The following is a 14,951-nucleotide window of genomic DNA, read 5'->3' as shown; positions in this document are numbered from 1 at the left end:
GTGGCGTGATGAGAAGGTTGATGCTGGCGACCCTGGTGAGCGCGGCGGTCGGCGCCGGCCTTGGTTTCCCGGGCGTGGCGGCAGCGGACCCGCCGCCACCTCCGCCCCCGCCGCCGCTCAATCTCAACGCGCTCACCCCGGTGAAGCCGTCGGACTTCGCGATGCAGAACGGCGAGTACTACGCATTCGCGGTGCCGGGCGATATCGCGTGCGCGATCGGCCGCGGATCAGGCAAATACGGCTGCAGCGGTCCGCTGCCCGCAGCACCAGATGGGGCCAACGCGGTGACCGGCGCACAGCAGGGGCCGCCGACGTTTGTCAGCGACAACCGTCCGTTGTTCGTGTTCGACGGGCTGCCCAACCGGCTGCTGCCCGGGACTCGCATCAGCTTCCGCAATGTGACGTGTGGGACCGACGGCACAGTGACGATGTGCAACAACTCCTTTGACGGAGCCGGGTTCGTCCTCAGCCCGGGCGGCAGCCACGTCCTCGATGTGAACAACCCACTGCTGCTCAATACCGGCGAGGGGCGCAACCCGTACGCCAACTAGCTAGAAGTCCCAGTCTTCGTCTTCGGTGTTGACGGCCTTACCGATCACGTACGAGGAACCCGAGCCCGAGAAGAAGTCATGGTTCTCGTCGGCGTTCGGTGACAGCGCGGACAGGATCGCCGGGTTCACGTCGGTCTCGTCCTTGGGGAACAGCGCCTCGTAGCCGAGGTTCATCAATGCCTTGTTGGCGTTGTAGCGCAGGAACTTCTTGACGTCTTCGGTGAGCCCGACCTCGTCGTAGAGATCTTGGGTGTATTCGACCTCGTTGTCGTAGAGCTCGAACAGCAGCTCGTAGGTGTAATCCTTGAGCTCCGTACGCCTTTCCTCGTCGAGGAGGGCCAGGCCGCGCTGGTATTTGTAGCCGATGTAGTAACCGTGCACGGCCTCGTCGCGGATGATCAGCCGGATCATGTCGGCGGTGTTGGTCAGCTTGGCCCGGCTGGACCAGTACATCGGCAGATAGAAGCCCGAGTAGAACAGGAAGCTCTCCAGCAGTGTGGAGGCCACCTTGCGCTTGAGCGGCTCGTCACCCTTGTAGTACTGCATGACGATCTCGGCCTTGCGCTGCAGGTTCGGGTTCTCCTCCGACCAGCGGAACGCGTCATCGATTTCGGCTGTCGAGCACAGCGTGGAGAAGATGTTGGAGTAGCTGCGCGCGTGCACCGACTCCATGAAGGCGATGTTGGTGTAGACGGCTTCCTCGTGCGGGGTGAGCGCATCGGGGATCAGGCTGACTGCACCGACCGTGCCCTGGATGGTGTCCAGCAGCGTCAGGCCGGTGAACACCCGCATGGTCAGCTGCTTCTCGTGCGCGGTCAACGTTCCCCACGACGGGATGTCGTTGGACACCGGCACCTTCTCCGGCAACCAGAAATTGCCGGTGAGCCGATCCCAGACTTCGGCGTCCTTCTCATCCTGGAGCCGGTTCCAGTTGATCGCTGAGACACGGTCGATCAGCTTCATGCCTTCGCTCACCAGAACCCCACTTCACCAGGTTGTTTTGTTTGCCGGACAGTACCCACGACACTACCCCTGGGGTCAGCTACCCGCGGTGACCGCAACACCTTGTGTCTTCGTGTCGCGCGCCTCATCGATGAAGTCGAACTCTTTCACGTCCAGCTTGCGCGTTGCCAGCCAGTACTGCCAGGTCATGCCGCTCCACAGGGTCCGGTTGACGCCGTGGGCGTCCATGTACCAGCTCCGGCAACCACCGGTGTTGAACACCGTGTCGGCCAGATCGCGCTGCAGCTCGGCGTTGAACTCCGCCTGCGCGCGAGGGCTGGGCGACAGCGCGGCCGCTCCGGCATGGTCGACGGCGGCGATCGCCTGACCGACGTAGCGGATCTGGGATTCGATCATGAACACCACCGAGTTGTGGCCCAGTGCAGTGTTCGGCCCGAGCAGGAAGAACAGGTTGGGCATACCGGACACCGCGACGCCGCGGTGGGCTGCCATGCCCTCGCGGTTCCAGCGGTCCACCAGATCCTCGCCGCCGGCACCCTTGATGTCGACGTAGGTGTAGGAGTCGGTGACGTGGAAGCCGGTGGCCCACACGACCACGTCCGCCGGATGCTCGACGCCGTCGGCGGTGACGATGCCGGTCGGTGTCATCCGGGTGATCGACTCGGTGATCACCTGGGCTTTGGGGTTGGCAATCCCGCGGTAGTACGTGTCGGAGTTGAGAATTCGCTTGCATCCGGCGCGGTAGCTCGGGGTGAGCTTGCGGCGCAACTCGGGGTCTTTGATGCTGCGGTTGATGTTGTAGCGGCCCATCGCCTCGCCGATCTTGAGTAGCCGCGGTTGCTGCGTCATGGCGAAGCCGACGCCCTCGTGGATCCAGTAGATGGCGGCACGCATGGCCGCGCGGGTGCCGGGCACATAGCTGAACAAGCGCCGAATCCATTGCGGGAACTTGTTGTTCACCCGTGGCATCACCCAGGCCGGGGTGCGCTGGTAGAGGTGCAGCTCGGCGACGTCCTTGACGATCTCGGGCACGATCTGGATGGCGCTCGCACCGGTGCCGATCACTGCGACCCGCTTGCCTGTGAGGTCGACGCTGTGGTCCCACTCCGCGGAGTGGAAAGCCGCGCCGGCAAAATCCTCGCGTCCTTCAACCTCCGGGATCTGCGGAATGTGCAGCCCGCCGGCCCCGGACACCAGGAACTGGGAGATGAACTCCTGGCCGGTGTCACTGAACACGTGCCAGCGCAGCTCTTGTTCGTCCCAGTGGGCGCGGTCCACGTGGGTGTTGAACCGGGTGTAGCGGCGCAGCCCGTACTTGGCGGCCACGCCGAGCAGGTAGTCCTGAATCTCAGGCTGGAAGGACCACATGTGGCTCCAGTCCGCCTTCGGCTCGAAGGAGAATGAGTACATGTGCGACGGAATGTCGCAGGCACAGCCCGGGTAGGTGTTGTCCCGCCAAGTCCCGCCGAACTCGTCGGCCTTCTCCAGGATGAGGAAGTCGACACCTCGACGTTGCAGTTCGATCGCCATCCCCATCCCCGAGAACCCGCTGCCGATGACCAGGGCGCGGGTACGGATGGGTTGCTGACCCTGTGGTGAGGGTTGGGCAGCCGTCATAGCTCAGGTCCTTTTCTGGGAACGGCGGTACCGGATATTTCCCAGTCTCCGGACGTGGGAGTCAGCTGTCAACGAGGCGGTCAGCTGGCGTGCTGGCGACGCTGGACACCTTCATGCAGCGGCAGGTCCGGGTCGATCCAGATGCCGAGCAGTTCACAGGTGCCGTTGATGGAACCGACCATGATGGTGGTCAGGTGGTTGACGAACTCCTCGGCCGGCATCCGGCGCGGGCTGTCCTCCTCGGTGCCGAGCCACCAGTCCGTGGCCGACGCGCACGCACCGAACGTGGCGAACGCGGCCAATTCGATCGCCGCCCCGTCCAGTTCCATCTCGCGCAGTTCGTTGGAGAACATGTCCGCCATCGCCAGGGTGATGCCGCGGCCTTCGTTGAGTGCGCGCATGGTCGATTCGCTCTGTTCGGCGAACCGGCCCTGGATCAGGAACCGCAACACGTTCGGGTGTTCGTCGACGAGCCTGACGTACTGCTCGACGCTGCGTCGGATGACTTCCCGGGCCGGGTCGGCACCCAGGTTGATCACCGGGAAGATCGCGGACCACAACATGTCGCGCAGTCGCTCGCCGATGGCCTGGAACAGGTCCGATTTGTCGGCGAAGTGACGGTAGATCTTTGGCTTGGCGGTACCGGCCTCTTCGGCGATCTCACGCAGGCTGACCTCGGGGCCCAGCCGGTCAATCGCCCGGAACGAGGCGTCGACGATTTCCGAACGCACTTTCTTACGGTGCTCACGCCAGCGCTCGCTACGGGCATCAACCTTGACACCCGTGCCATCGCTGGAATGTGGTCTCGACGTTCGCCGCACGCGATCACTGTACGCGCCCTGATAGTGCTGACCTGCCCAGACCGCCTCATGACACGCGGTTTTGCCGTTTGACCCGGCCGTTCGCCCGTCCAGCCCTCGACACCTGGCTTGGGTACTATCGCAGCCACAGTCAATCAATGAGACGAGGCTCATGACGCAGCGATACGACCTGGTCATAGCAGGTGGCGGCCCATCGGGGTCGGCCGCGGCGTGGCAGGCCGCTCAGACCGGCGCCAAGGTGCTGGTCCTGGACAAGGCGGAGTTTCCCCGCGACAAGCCCTGTGGCGATGGACTCACCGCTCGCGCGGTGAGCTACCTGCAGAAGATGGGCCTGGCCGACGAGGTCTCCAAGTTCCATCGGGTCAACAAGGTGACCGTGTTCAGCCCCAGCGAGTGGGAGCTGTCCTTCCCGCGTCGCCCCGGCATGCCCGACCACGGCCATACCGTGAGCCGCACCGAACTCGACACACTGTTGCTCAAGCACGCCGAGTCGGCAGGCGCCGAGGTGCGCCAGGGCGCCGAGGTCGCCGGGCCCGAGTTCGACGCCAAGGGACGCGTGATCGGCGTGGTGCTCAAGAGCGGCGAAAAGGTATATGGGGATGCGGTCATCGCGGCCGACGGTGCCTACTCCCCCATCAAGCGGGCCCTGAAGATCGACTCCGAGTACAACGGCTACTCGGCCATCGCGATCCGGTCCGAGATGCACGCCAACCGTCCCGACTCCGACGCCTTCGAGATCTACCTCAAGCTGTTGTTCCAGGGCGATCAGCTGCCGGGCTACGGCTGGGTGTTCCCGATGGGCGGTGGCCGGTTCAACATCGGCCTGGGCTACGTGAACAGCTACAAGAACTGGCAGTCGATCAACGCCACGCAGTTCCTCGGCGACTTCCTGCGGACCCTGCCGGCCGAATGGGAACTGCCGGCGATCGAGGAGCTCAAGAAGAACAAGAGCGTGCGGGCCTGGCGATTGCCGATGGGTTTCACGGCGTGGCCACCGTGGCGTCCCGGCGTGTTGTTCGTCGGAGATTCGCTGGGTGCCGGCAAGCCGGTGTCCGGGGCCGGCATTTCCAAGGCGCTCGAATCCGGTTTGACCGCAGGCGAATGCGCGATTGCCGCGCTGACCAACGGCGGACCCGACGACTTCACGAACTACGAGCAACGGATGCGTGCCGCCTGGGGCAGCGAGTACCGACGCGGTCGGTTCTTCAACAAGCTCGCCGGGATGCCCGCGGTCGCGGGTGCGGGCCTGAAGGCGTTGGACAACCACACGTTCCGGGACATGTTGCTCAAGTCGCTGTACAAGAAGGCGCAGAGCCCGCAGCACACGTAGCGGCGCACGACTACGACGTTTCCCGACGGGCATAGTTGCGCCATATCCGGCGATCGGGTGTCAGAATGGCGAGAGCCGATCGAGCGAGGAGTCCATGGCAGCATCTGGCCGACGCGTCGGCGCCGAAACGTCGAAAACGCGCGACACGCTTCTTGACTGCGTCGAGCAGATGATGCTGGAGGACGGCTATGCCAGCGTCACCTACCGCGCCCTCGCCACCAAGGCGGGTGTCACGCCGAGCCTGGTGCAGTACTACTTCCCGACCCTCGACGACATCTTCGTGGCCGCGATCTCCCGCTACTCCCAACGCAATCTCGCGTATCTGAACAAGATCCTGGGCAAGCGCTCCGACGATCCGCTGCGTGCGCTGTGGGAGTACAACTGGGATGAGGCCACCGGTGTGCTGATGACCGAGTTCATGGCCCTCGGCAACCATCGCAAGTCGATCCAGACTGAGATAGCCTCTGTCACCGAGTCCGCCCGGAAAGTCCAATTGGACGCTTTGACAGCCAGATTCGGTGAGGACGCGCGGCCAGTCGGCGATCTGTCGCTGCCGGCGTTGCAGTTACTGATCTCCAGCCTGCCGAAATTCCTGAACCTGGAGAAGGGTATCGGTGTCCAGACCGCCCATGGCGAGCTGACCAAGGCGTTCGAGGATCAACTGGACGCCGTCGAGCCGCGGACAACTCCAACAAAGCGTTCGTCCGCGGCTCGCCGTCGTACCAAGAAGACCGCCGACTAACAGAACTTTCCGCGGTATCCGTGCGCCGGGTGCCGCTCGGAAATGTCACCCGACGATGTTCCAAACAGCTTCTCCCGCAGGGTTCCTGGCTGGTATTCCCGCTGCATCAGGCCTTTGTCCTGAAGCACCGGCACCAGATGCTCGAAGAACTCCTCGTAGCTCTGCGGCATTGCCCCTGCACGCCCATCACGTCGGTGCAGAAAAGCGCGTCGACCTTGGCCTGTTCGGCCTTGTTCGCCAGATCCATCCATAGGTCGAAACCCTTGAACTCACGGTTGCGAGCGTCGGGGTGACGCCAGCTTCCGTGGAAGTTGTGCCCGAGCGCATCCATCAAAGCTCCATCTCCTCCGACTACCGAGAACCCCGATGCTGTACGACTGTATTGCATCGGCCCGAGGGGTGCAGTCGAATTGACACTTGCCGTCTCGCCCCACCACCGTGCTATACAGTTGTACAACTTATCCAGCATTCACCCCCAGAGGAAGGACGGCCCATGCCCGCCGATGACCTTGATCAACTCCGTCAGCGTCTGCAGTACGTCGAGGACCGGTTCGCGATCATTGACCTGATCATGAATCAATCCCGCGGCCACGACCGCCACGACGCCGAACTCATGGGCAGCGTGTACTTCGAGGACGGCATCGACGAGCACGGCCCCACCGTCAAAACCGGTCCGGAGTACGGCGAATGGGCCAATGGAGCACATACGGCAGTCTTCGAGGACCACCTGCACAACATCACCACCCACACCTGTGAGATCGACGGCGATGTCGCGCACGCCGAGAGTTATGTCATCGGCGCCATGCGCGCCAAGGGCGGCAAGATCGTCTCGTTGATGGGCGGCCGCTACATCGACCGCCTGGAGCGCCGTGATGGGGTCTGGAAGATCGCGCTGCGCCGGTGCACCATCGAATGGATGATGAACGGCGATACCTCGTTGCTGAAGTCCGGCGCTGTCGCCGGGTTCATCAAGGGTACTTGGGACAAGACCGACGCGTCGTATCAGCGGCCGCTATCCATGGACGGCGCACCGGTCAATCGCTGGTAACCATCAGATGAAGCTCGTCGGAAATGTAGCGCTCGTCACCGGCGGGGCCTCGGGCATCGGCAAGGCATCGGCGCTGAGGCTGGCGGCCGAAGGCATGCGGGTCTGTGTGGTCGATATCGACGGCAAAGCGGCCGAGACCGTGGCCCAGTCGTTCAATGGTCTGGGGTTCGCCTGCGACGTGTCCGATCCCGGCCAGGTCGAGGCTGCCTTCTCCCGCTGTGTTGACGAACTCGGCAGCGTGGATCTGGCATTCCTCAACGCAGGCATCACTATTCACTGGTCGGGCGACATCGGAGCACTGGACCTTGACCAGTACCGCAAGTCGGTCGGCGTGAACCTGGACGGAGTGGTTTATGGCGCCGCTGTGGCCGTCAAGACGATGCGATCCTGCGGGAGCGTGCCGGACCGGGCGATTTTGGCCACGGCCTCACTGGCCGGCCTGATGCCCTGGCATCCTGACCCCGTCTACAGCCTCGGCAAGCACGGCGTGGTGGGGTTCATGCGGTCGATAGCACCCAACCTGGCGCCCGAGGGTATCGCGGTCCACACCATCTGCCCCGGGATCACCGAAACCGGGGTGCTGGGCGATAGACGGAAGCTGGTCGAGCGCATCGGGGTACCGGTGATGGAGCCCGACGCGATCGCCGACGCGGTGCTCACGGCGGCCACCGCACCTATCAGGGAAACCGGGGCGTGCTGGGTGGCCCAACACGGAAAGCCAGCCTGGCCAATGACTTTCACCGCAGTCACCGGCGCCGACCTACGACTGAACGTTCCGGTTGCATCGAGGGAGCTATGACCAGCTACGACTACATCATTGCCGGCGCCGGATCCGCCGGCTGCGTACTCGCCAACCGGCTGTCTGCCGACCCGTCGGTATCGGTATTGCTGATCGAGGCGGGCGGCGGCGATCGCAGCCCGATGTTCAGCATCCCGAAGGGCGCAGGTCTGGTGTTCGAGAACGAGAAGTACACCTGGCAGTATCAGACCATCCCCTTCGGGCCGAGTTCGCATGTCGAGACCTGGATGCGCGGCAAGCTGCTCGGCGGGTCGAGTTCGGTCAACGGAATGGTCTACAACCGCGGAAACCGCGCCGACTACGACGAGTTGGAACGGTTGGGCAACCCGGGCTGGGGCTGGGACGACATCCTGCCGATCTTCAAGTCCTTCGAGGACAATCAGTTCGGGTCATCACCGACGCGCGGAGCGGGTGGGCCGCTGCACATCTCGGTTCCGCGCGATCCTGATCCGCTGTGCCGGGAGATGCTGGCCGCCGGGGTCAAGGCCGGCCTGACCGAGGTACAGGACATCAACGAATCCGACGAGGAGCGGATCGGCTACACCACGTCGACCATCAAGAACGGCCGCCGGGTCAGCGCCTCGCGGGCATTCCTCAAGCCGGCCATGGGGCGGCCGAATCTCACCGTGGTGACCAATACCTCGGTCGATCGGATCCTGTTCGACAACAACCGGGCGGTCGGCGTGGTGACGCGAAACCGTCACGGTCGCACCGAAATCCGGGCCAACCGCGAGGTGATCGTCTCCATGGGCAGCCTCAACAGCCCGAAACTGCTGCAGCTGTCCGGGATCGGCCCCAGGGAGGTGCTGGATTCCGCCGGTGTCGAGGTCTATCTCGACCGGGACAGGGTGGGTCGCGGTCTTCGCGAACATCGTTGCGCCGCCATGCGGTTCCGGCTCAACGCCGACCTCGGCTATAACCGACAGCTGTCGAGCAACCTGGCCCAGGCGAAAACCGGGGCACGGTATCTGGCGACCCGGAAGGGCCCGCTGGCCGCCCCGGCGTTCGATATCGTGGCATTCGTCAAGTCACGGCCCGAGGCCGAGCGGGTCGACGCCCAGCTGATGCTCGGCCCGTGGACCATCCCGGCCTACAACACCGGGGAGCCGGTCAAGATCGAGCGAGCCCCTGGCGCATCCTGCCTCGGAATGGCATTGCGTCCGACCGCGGAAGGTCGTTGCGAGATCACCGGATCCGACCCGAGTGCGCCATTGCTGATCGATCCCAATTACCTCGGCACCGACGAGGATCGGCAGACAACGGCCAATCTGCTGCGCAAGATGCGGGAGATCTTCGGCCAAGAGCCCATCGTGGACCGGATCAGCGCCGAGACCTACCCTGGCCCGGCGGCGATCAGCGACGAGGAGCTTGTCGATGCCGCACTTGAGGGTGGATTCAGCGGATATCACGCGGTGGGCACCTGCGCGATGGGTCCCGACGACGACGCGGTGGTGGACAGCCGGCTGCGGGTGCGCGGCGCGGACGGCCTGCGTGTGGTCGACTGCTCGGTGATGCCGACCATGGTGGCAGGCAACCTCAACGGGCCGATCATGGCGATGGCCTGGCGGGCCGCCGATTTCATCCTCGAAGACCGCTCCTGACAACTACATCGGCGCCGGTGCCACCGCGATGGTGGCTCCGGCGCCGATTGGCATCGCGGGGAAGTCGGTGCGTCACATGACGGCGAAACCGGCGTCGACGGGCAGGGCCACCCCGGTGATGTAGCGGGCCTTCTCACCGGCCAGGAACACCACCGCATTGGTGACATCGAGCGGTTCGACGAAGGGCACCGGCAGCAGATTGCCCGCCATCCCGGTGCCCTCGGGGTTGGCCGCGAAGAGCTCGGCCATGTGCTCATTGAAGATCATCGGCGTGGCCACCCCGGTCGGATGCACCGAATTCACCCGAATGCTGTGCTGAGCGTAGGCAAACGCAGCCGAGCGCATCAGGCCCACCACACCGTGCTTGGAGGCGGCGTAGGCGAAAGTGGCGGCGCTGCCGTCGCCGCCGCGACCAACCAGGCCCTGCATCGAGGAGATCAGGATCATCGAACCACCGGTGCCCCGGCGGATCATCGACGGCGCGGTAGCCGCAATGGTGTTCCACACTCCGCGCAGATTGGTGTCGACAATGTCGGAGTAGACCTGTTCGTCGAGCGTCTCCCCCAGCCCGATGCCGACCACACCGGCATTGGCCACCACGGTGTCGACTTCACCGAAGGCGGCGATCCCGGCGTCCACCGCCGCACGCAGGTCGGCCAGGTTCCGCACGTCGGCGACCGCGGTCTCGATTCGGCCTCCCGCCTCCCGCACCAGGCGGGCGGTTTCGGCCAGATCCTCCTTGGTGGCCAACGGGTAGGGGATGGAGTCGATGTCGGCGCACCGGTCTACGGCGATGATGTCCGCGCCGGCCTCGGCCAGCGCCACCGCGTGGCTGCGGCCCTGACCGCGCGCGGCCCCGGTGATGACGACGACGTGGCGTTCTGGTGGTGTCACGATGTTCCCTTCTCCTCAGCCGACGATGGCCGGCATGGTGTCCCAGCCACGCACGGTGGAGGTGCGTGATCGGCGTGCGCCTGACATGTCGATCTCCCAGGTTGGCCAGCGCTTGAGTACTTCTTCGAGTGCGACGCGCCCCTCCAACCGGGCCAGCGGCGATCCGACGCAGAAATGCGCACCGCGACCGAATGTCAAGTGACCACCCGGCTTTCGGTGGATGTCAAACCGGTCGGGTTCATCGAAGTGGCGCTCGTCCCGGTTCGCCGATGCCAGCATCATCAGCAGGGCGCTGCCCGCCGGCACCACCTGACCCTGGAACACCACGTCGTCGGTGGCGACGTAGCGCGCCACGTGCGGCCCCGGTGGTTCGAAGCGGAGCAACTCCTCGATCGCCGTTGGAATCAGGCCATGGTTCTCGGCTAGTTCCTTTCGCTGATCGGGATGTTCAGCCAGCACTTTGCCCATCCACCCGAACAGCCGGCCGGTTGTCTCCACACCCGCGCCGGCCACCACCGCAAGGAACACGATGAGTTCCTGCTTGGCCAACTTGCGGGTGGTTCCGGTCTCGTCCTCGAACTCGACATTGAGCAGCTCGGTGATCAGGTCGTCGGACGGGTTCTTCTCCCGCCATTTGACGTACTCGCCGAACATCTCTCCGGTGAAGTAGCGATCCTTCTTGATCTGCATCGGCTTACCCGGTTCATTGCGGAGCACCTGGTTGGCATGCTCACGCACCGCGGGCTGCTCGGAGTCGGGGATACCGGCCAGCATCCCGATCGTGCGCATCGGAAGCTCGGCGCCGAGGTCCTCGACGAAGTCGAAGTTGCCTCCGCCGACGAGCGGGTCCAGGCACGCCACGCAGAAAGCTCGAATCTTGTCTTCGATGGCGCGCATCTTCTTCGGCGTGAAGGCTCTGGACACGATCGCGCGATGAATCGTGTGCAGCGGCGGGTCCTCGTTGATGAAGATTCCCGGAGGCATCACCGGGTCGGTCATGACGACCTCGAGGATGTCACCCTTGGCCGAGCTGAGCCGGACGGTGTCTTTCAGGGCCGCGTCTACATCTGCGTACCGGCTGATGCCCCAGAAGTCGTGTCGTTCGTTGTAGTACACCGGGGCCTCGTCCCGCAGCCGGCGGTACGTCGGATAGGGGTCGATATCGATGTCGACATCCCACGGGTCGTAATAGAGGTCGCTCACAGCCGTTCTCCTCCTCGAAGTCAGCACGAGTGTAGAGGCAATGCTATACATACGTACAGCGGCTTGTGTCGAACATCGGCATCCGCTATACATCTGTACAGTGGAATGTGGCGAGGCGCACAGGAGGAACTGGGTAATGAGCCGGGTAGCGGTAGTAACCGGGGGTGGATCGGGACTTGGCAGGTCAATCGCCATCCGACTTGCTGCCGACGGCAAACATGTTGCTGTTCTTGATCTCAACGCCGAAGCTGCAGGCAAGGTCGCGGCCGAGATCGAGGCGGCGGGCGGTCGAGCCATCGCCCTCGGCGCCGATGTGTCGGACGAGGATGCCGTCGCGCAGGTCTTCGACTCGGTCCGCACCCAACTGGATCCGGTCGGCATTCTGGTGACCAGCGCGGCCATCTCGGGTTTCACCCGCCTCGACAAGATCACCCTGGATCAGTGGAATCGCTATCTGGCGGTCAACTTGACGGGGACGTTCCTGTGCATTCGGACCGCGCTGGAAGACATGGTGCCCGCGCAGTGGGGGCGGATCATCACGATCTCCTCGGCGGCCGGCCAGAAGGGTGCACAGGGCCAGGCGCACTATTCCGCAGCCAAGGGTGGTGTCATCGCGCTCACCAAAACTGTGGCACTCGACTACGCGTCGAAGGGCATCACCGCCAACACCGTGCCTCCGTTTGCGATCGAAACGCCGATGCTGCGTGAGCAGCAGGCCGCCGGGAAACTGCCGCTGGACAAGTACCTGAACCAGGCGATCCCGGCCGGAGCGCTGGGCCGCCCCGAGGACGTGGCGGCGGCGTGTTCGTTCCTGGCAGCGGAAGACGCCGGATACATCACAGGCCAGGTCATCGGCGTCAATGGTGGAGCGGTCACCTGATTCGGCAGACACGGACCAATCACATTCAGCCAATCCAGATTCCATCCAGGAGCAACGGTGAAAGCAGAAGTCGACACGTCACGGTGCCAGGGCCACACCCTGTGCGCGATGATCGCGCCGGAAATCTTCGAACTCGATGACACCGACGGCCACGCTCAGGTGGCCGTCGACGCCGTCGCAACCGAGTATCACGAGCACGTGCACGAGGCGGTTCGTTCCTGCCCGGAACAGGCCATCCACCTCCTGACCCCGGAGACCGAACAATGAACGCCCCCACCGACCCAGCGGCCAGGTACCACTTCGACCGCCACGGTGCCGACTATCGCGAGAGCTTCCTCGATATCACCCACGAGATGCAGCAGAAGTGCCCCATCGCCTGGACCGATACCTACGACGGGCATTGGGTGGCCGCAGGCGGTCCCCAGGTGTTCGAGCTGGCCCGCTGCCCGCATGTGTCCAACGACCACGATGTACACAACGAACGCCGCGGCTACAAGGGCATCTCCATTCCGACGATGTTGGAGGCAGAGGGGTTTCGTGGCGGCATGCTGGAGATGGACGATCCGGAACACCGCTTCTACCGCACCGCACTCAACCCGTACCTGTCCCCCGCCGCGGTCAAGCGCTGGGCCCCGTTCATCGACGAGATCGTGCGGGCCTGCATTGATGACCGGATCGAGACCGGGCACATCGATTTCGTCGACGACCTGGCCAATGTGGTGCCGGCGGTGCTCACCCTGGCCATGCTTGGTGTGCGGCTGGACAAGTGGACGATCTACAACGAGCCGGCGCACGCCTCGGTCTACACGCCACCGGACTCCCCGGACGCGGCCCGCGTGCGCGACCTGTACCTGACGATGGGGATCGACCTGTTCACCAATCTTTCTGAGGTACGGGACAATCCACGGCCCGGGATCATCGACGCGTTGGCCAAACTGCGCATCAACGGCGAGGCACCGCCCGATATCGAGTTGATCGGCATGCTGAATCTGCTGATCGGCGGAGGCTTCGACACCACGACCGCACTTACCGCGCATGCCCTGGAGTGGTTGTCACAGCACACCGATAAGCGCACCCAGTTGAGTGCGGAACGTGCTGTACTGCTCGACCGAGCCACTGAGGAGTTCTTACGTTTCTTCACGCCCGCTCCCGGGGATGCTCGAACCGTCTCCGAGGACATCGATCTGGACGGCACATCGCTGCGTGAAGGTGAGCGGCTGTGGCTGTCCTGGGCGATGGCCAATCGGGATCCGTCACTGTTCGAGGATCCGGATGCCCTGGTGATGGACCGGAAAAACAACCGCCACTTCAGCTTCGGGCTCGGAGTACACCGGTGCATCGGCTCGAATGTGGCCAGGACGGTGTTCAAGTCGATGCTGACCGCGGTTCTCGACCGGATGCCTGACTACCGATGCGTGGCCGAAGGCACGGTGCACTACGACAGCATCGGGGTGATCCAAGGCATGCGGCACCTGCCCGCACAGTTCACTCCAGGCCGGAGCCTCGGCCCCGGCCTGGAGGAGACGTTGGTCAAGCTGCAGCGTATCTGCGACGAGCAGGGGCTGGCCCGACCGATCACCGAGCTCAAAACCGCGGCTGAGATCGTCGCCTGATGGGCGAGGACCGACCAGTCGCCGTCGTCACCGGGGCCAGCCGCGGCGCGGGGGCGGGTATCGCGCATGCGCTGGGAAGTCATGGCTGCACGGTGTATGTCACCGGACGCAGTGAGAACCAGGGGGATTCGGCCCTGGCCGGCACGATCCACCACACCGCCGAGCTGGTGACCGCAGCCGGGGGGCATGGCATCGCCGTACGGGTCGACCACAGTGACGACGATCAGGTCAAGGCACTGTTCGACCGGATCGCCGAAGAGCAGGGCCGGGTGGACATCCTGGTGAACAATGCCGCGATAATCCGCGACGAGATGATGGGCCGCACCAAGTTCTGGGAGGAGCCGCTGAGTGTGTTGGACACCTTCGACGTCGGATTGCGCAGCAGCTATGTCGCCACGGTACTTTGCGCACCCCTGATGCTGCCACAGCGGAAGGGTCTGGTGGCATTCACCTCTTCCTCGGGCTCGGTGCACTACGCCTTCGGGCCGGCTTACGGCGTGCCGAAGGCCGGCGTAGACAAGATGGCCGCTGACATGGCCGTGGATTTCCGCGAGTTCGATATCGCCGCGGTATCGATCTGGATGGGTTCGCTTCTGACCGAACGGGTTCGGGCGATCATCGCCGCCAAGCCCGACAAGTTCGGCCACATACTCGACAGCGCTGAGACCCCTGAACTCACCGGCCATGTGATCTGGGCGTTGTTCAACGATCCGAATCTGATGGAGTCCAGCGGCCGTACCCTGATCGGTGCCGAACTCGCCGGGAAGTACGGCATTGTGGACGAGGGAGGTCGCCGGCCACCGTCGTATCGGACGATGTTCGACGTCCACCCACACGAGCAGTACGCCCACATCATGCGATAAACGGGGCCACCAGAAAGGGAGCCGCA

The 14,951-nt window shown here is 64.2% G+C and carries 16 protein-coding genes; 10 read left to right on the top strand and 6 right to left on the bottom strand.

From position 1 onward, the window contains the following. The first annotated feature begins 8 nt into the window (after nucleotides 1-8). On the top strand, nucleotides 9-551 hold the full coding sequence (locus tag HBE63_RS06345) for a hypothetical protein (protein WP_166903996.1): 543 nt from the start codon (nucleotides 9-11) through the stop codon (nucleotides 549-551). Here the strand turns inward: HBE63_RS06345 and nrdF are convergent, their stop codons facing one another. The 3 genes from nrdF to HBE63_RS06330 all read right to left on the bottom strand — a co-directional run bounded on the left by nrdF (nucleotide 552) and on the right by HBE63_RS06330 (nucleotide 3,952). Beyond that, nucleotides 552-1,514 carry a class 1b ribonucleoside-diphosphate reductase subunit beta gene (gene nrdF, locus HBE63_RS06340; RefSeq protein WP_166909448.1) on the bottom strand — a complete coding sequence of 321 codons (963 nt, stop codon included), beginning with the start codon at nucleotides 1,512-1,514 and terminating at the stop codon, nucleotides 552-554. A gap of 75 nt (nucleotides 1,515-1,589) precedes the next feature. Then, complete coding sequence (locus HBE63_RS06335; RefSeq protein ID WP_166903995.1) at nucleotides 1,590-3,131, bottom strand: NAD(P)/FAD-dependent oxidoreductase; 1,542 nt, start codon at nucleotides 3,129-3,131, stop codon at nucleotides 1,590-1,592. Between the two features lie 80 nt (nucleotides 3,132-3,211). Then, nucleotides 3,212-3,952 (bottom strand): TetR/AcrR family transcriptional regulator, encoded by a 741-nt coding sequence (locus tag HBE63_RS06330; RefSeq protein WP_166903994.1) that lies wholly within the window; start codon nucleotides 3,950-3,952, stop codon nucleotides 3,212-3,214. 151 nt (nucleotides 3,953-4,103) lie between these two features. On the opposite strand from HBE63_RS06330, the gene HBE63_RS06325 reads away from it, so the two are divergent. Beyond that, nucleotides 4,104-5,282 (top strand): NAD(P)/FAD-dependent oxidoreductase, encoded by a 1,179-nt coding sequence (locus HBE63_RS06325; RefSeq protein ID WP_166903993.1) that lies wholly within the window; start codon nucleotides 4,104-4,106, stop codon nucleotides 5,280-5,282. A 94-nt stretch (nucleotides 5,283-5,376) separates the two neighbouring features. After that, nucleotides 5,377-6,024 (top strand): TetR/AcrR family transcriptional regulator, encoded by a 648-nt coding sequence (locus HBE63_RS06320; RefSeq protein WP_166903992.1) that lies wholly within the window; start codon nucleotides 5,377-5,379, stop codon nucleotides 6,022-6,024. Here the strand turns inward: HBE63_RS06320 and HBE63_RS06315 are convergent. Next, nucleotides 6,021-6,194 (bottom strand): hypothetical protein, encoded by a 174-nt coding sequence (locus HBE63_RS06315; protein ID WP_243858541.1) that lies wholly within the window; start codon nucleotides 6,192-6,194, stop codon nucleotides 6,021-6,023. The genes HBE63_RS06320 and HBE63_RS06315 overlap by 4 nt on opposite strands. Before the next feature lie 323 nt (nucleotides 6,195-6,517). Between HBE63_RS06315 and HBE63_RS06310 the strand changes: the two genes are divergently transcribed. Genes HBE63_RS06310 through HBE63_RS06300 form a run of 3 tightly spaced genes read left to right on the top strand, consistent with a single transcriptional unit; the run spans nucleotide 6,518 to nucleotide 9,472 of the window. Further along, nucleotides 6,518-7,072, top strand: coding sequence for a nuclear transport factor 2 family protein (locus tag HBE63_RS06310; protein WP_166903991.1), 555 nt, complete (start codon nucleotides 6,518-6,520; stop codon nucleotides 7,070-7,072). Nucleotides 7,073-7,079: 7 nt separating this feature from the next. Further along, on the top strand, nucleotides 7,080-7,871 hold the full coding sequence (locus HBE63_RS06305) for an SDR family oxidoreductase (RefSeq protein WP_166903990.1): 792 nt from the start codon (nucleotides 7,080-7,082) through the stop codon (nucleotides 7,869-7,871). Continuing rightward, nucleotides 7,868-9,472, top strand: a complete 1,605-nt coding sequence (locus HBE63_RS06300) for a GMC family oxidoreductase (protein WP_166903989.1) — start codon at nucleotides 7,868-7,870, stop codon at nucleotides 9,470-9,472. Before HBE63_RS06305 ends, HBE63_RS06300 begins: the two co-directional genes overlap by 4 nt. A gap of 72 nt (nucleotides 9,473-9,544) precedes the next feature. On the opposite strand, the gene HBE63_RS06295 is transcribed toward HBE63_RS06300, so the two are convergent. Together HBE63_RS06295 and HBE63_RS06290 are read right to left on the bottom strand one after the other, a co-directional pair. Next, a complete protein-coding gene (locus HBE63_RS06295; RefSeq protein WP_166903988.1) occupies nucleotides 9,545-10,366 on the bottom strand; it encodes a mycofactocin-coupled SDR family oxidoreductase in 822 nt (273 codons plus the stop codon). Nucleotides 10,367-10,381: 15 nt separating this feature from the next. Next, on the bottom strand, nucleotides 10,382-11,569 hold the full coding sequence (locus HBE63_RS06290) for a cytochrome P450 (RefSeq protein WP_166903987.1): 1,188 nt from the start codon (nucleotides 11,567-11,569) through the stop codon (nucleotides 10,382-10,384). 136 nt (nucleotides 11,570-11,705) lie between these two features. Between HBE63_RS06290 and HBE63_RS06285 the strand changes: the two genes are divergently transcribed. From HBE63_RS06285 to HBE63_RS06270, 4 genes are read left to right on the top strand one after another with little or no spacing between them, the layout of a single operon-like run. Continuing rightward, on the top strand, nucleotides 11,706-12,449 hold the full coding sequence (locus tag HBE63_RS06285) for an SDR family NAD(P)-dependent oxidoreductase (protein ID WP_166903986.1): 744 nt from the start codon (nucleotides 11,706-11,708) through the stop codon (nucleotides 12,447-12,449). Nucleotides 12,450-12,506: 57 nt separating this feature from the next. Next, the gene (locus tag HBE63_RS06280) at nucleotides 12,507-12,716 is read left to right on the top strand and encodes a ferredoxin (protein ID WP_166903985.1); all 210 of its coding nucleotides are present in this window, start codon (nucleotides 12,507-12,509) and stop codon (nucleotides 12,714-12,716) included. Then, nucleotides 12,713-14,062: a cytochrome P450 gene (locus HBE63_RS06275; protein ID WP_166903984.1), complete on the top strand. Its 1,350-nt coding sequence runs from the start codon at nucleotides 12,713-12,715 to the stop codon at nucleotides 14,060-14,062. Before HBE63_RS06280 ends, HBE63_RS06275 begins: the two co-directional genes overlap by 4 nt. Next, nucleotides 14,062-14,925 (top strand): SDR family NAD(P)-dependent oxidoreductase, encoded by an 864-nt coding sequence (locus HBE63_RS06270; protein ID WP_166903983.1) that lies wholly within the window; start codon nucleotides 14,062-14,064, stop codon nucleotides 14,923-14,925. Before HBE63_RS06275 ends, HBE63_RS06270 begins: the two co-directional genes overlap by 1 nt. Nucleotides 14,926-14,951: the final 26 nt, after the last annotated feature.

The organism is Mycobacterium sp. DL440, assembly GCF_011745145.1.
Lineage (GTDB): Bacteria > Actinomycetota > Actinomycetes > Mycobacteriales > Mycobacteriaceae > Mycobacterium.
Note: the sequence above shows the minus strand (reverse complement) of the source record. Positions and strands in the feature narration are given on the sequence as shown.

What these genes read in the sequence shown, in the direction of transcription:
- HBE63_RS06345 (WP_166903996.1), top strand. Translation starts at nt 9, where the DNA reads ATGAGAAGGTTGATGCTGGCGACCCTGGTGAGCGCGGCGGTCGGCGCC.
- nrdF (WP_166909448.1), bottom strand. Translation starts at nt 1,514, where the DNA reads ATGAAGCTGATCGACCGTGTCTCAGCGATCAACTGGAACCGGCTCCAG.
- HBE63_RS06335 (WP_166903995.1), bottom strand. Translation starts at nt 3,131, where the DNA reads ATGACGGCTGCCCAACCCTCACCACAGGGTCAGCAACCCATCCGTACC.
- HBE63_RS06325 (WP_166903993.1), top strand. Translation starts at nt 4,104, where the DNA reads ATGACGCAGCGATACGACCTGGTCATAGCAGGTGGCGGCCCATCGGGG.
- HBE63_RS06320 (WP_166903992.1), top strand. Translation starts at nt 5,377, where the DNA reads ATGGCAGCATCTGGCCGACGCGTCGGCGCCGAAACGTCGAAAACGCGC.
- HBE63_RS06315 (WP_243858541.1), bottom strand. Translation starts at nt 6,194, where the DNA reads ATGCCGCAGAGCTACGAGGAGTTCTTCGAGCATCTGGTGCCGGTGCTT.
- HBE63_RS06310 (WP_166903991.1), top strand. Translation starts at nt 6,518, where the DNA reads ATGCCCGCCGATGACCTTGATCAACTCCGTCAGCGTCTGCAGTACGTC.
- HBE63_RS06305 (WP_166903990.1), top strand. Translation starts at nt 7,080, where the DNA reads ATGAAGCTCGTCGGAAATGTAGCGCTCGTCACCGGCGGGGCCTCGGGC.
- HBE63_RS06300 (WP_166903989.1), top strand. Translation starts at nt 7,868, where the DNA reads ATGACCAGCTACGACTACATCATTGCCGGCGCCGGATCCGCCGGCTGC.
- HBE63_RS06285 (WP_166903986.1), top strand. Translation starts at nt 11,706, where the DNA reads ATGAGCCGGGTAGCGGTAGTAACCGGGGGTGGATCGGGACTTGGCAGG.
- HBE63_RS06275 (WP_166903984.1), top strand. Translation starts at nt 12,713, where the DNA reads ATGAACGCCCCCACCGACCCAGCGGCCAGGTACCACTTCGACCGCCAC.
- HBE63_RS06270 (WP_166903983.1), top strand. Translation starts at nt 14,062, where the DNA reads ATGGGCGAGGACCGACCAGTCGCCGTCGTCACCGGGGCCAGCCGCGGC.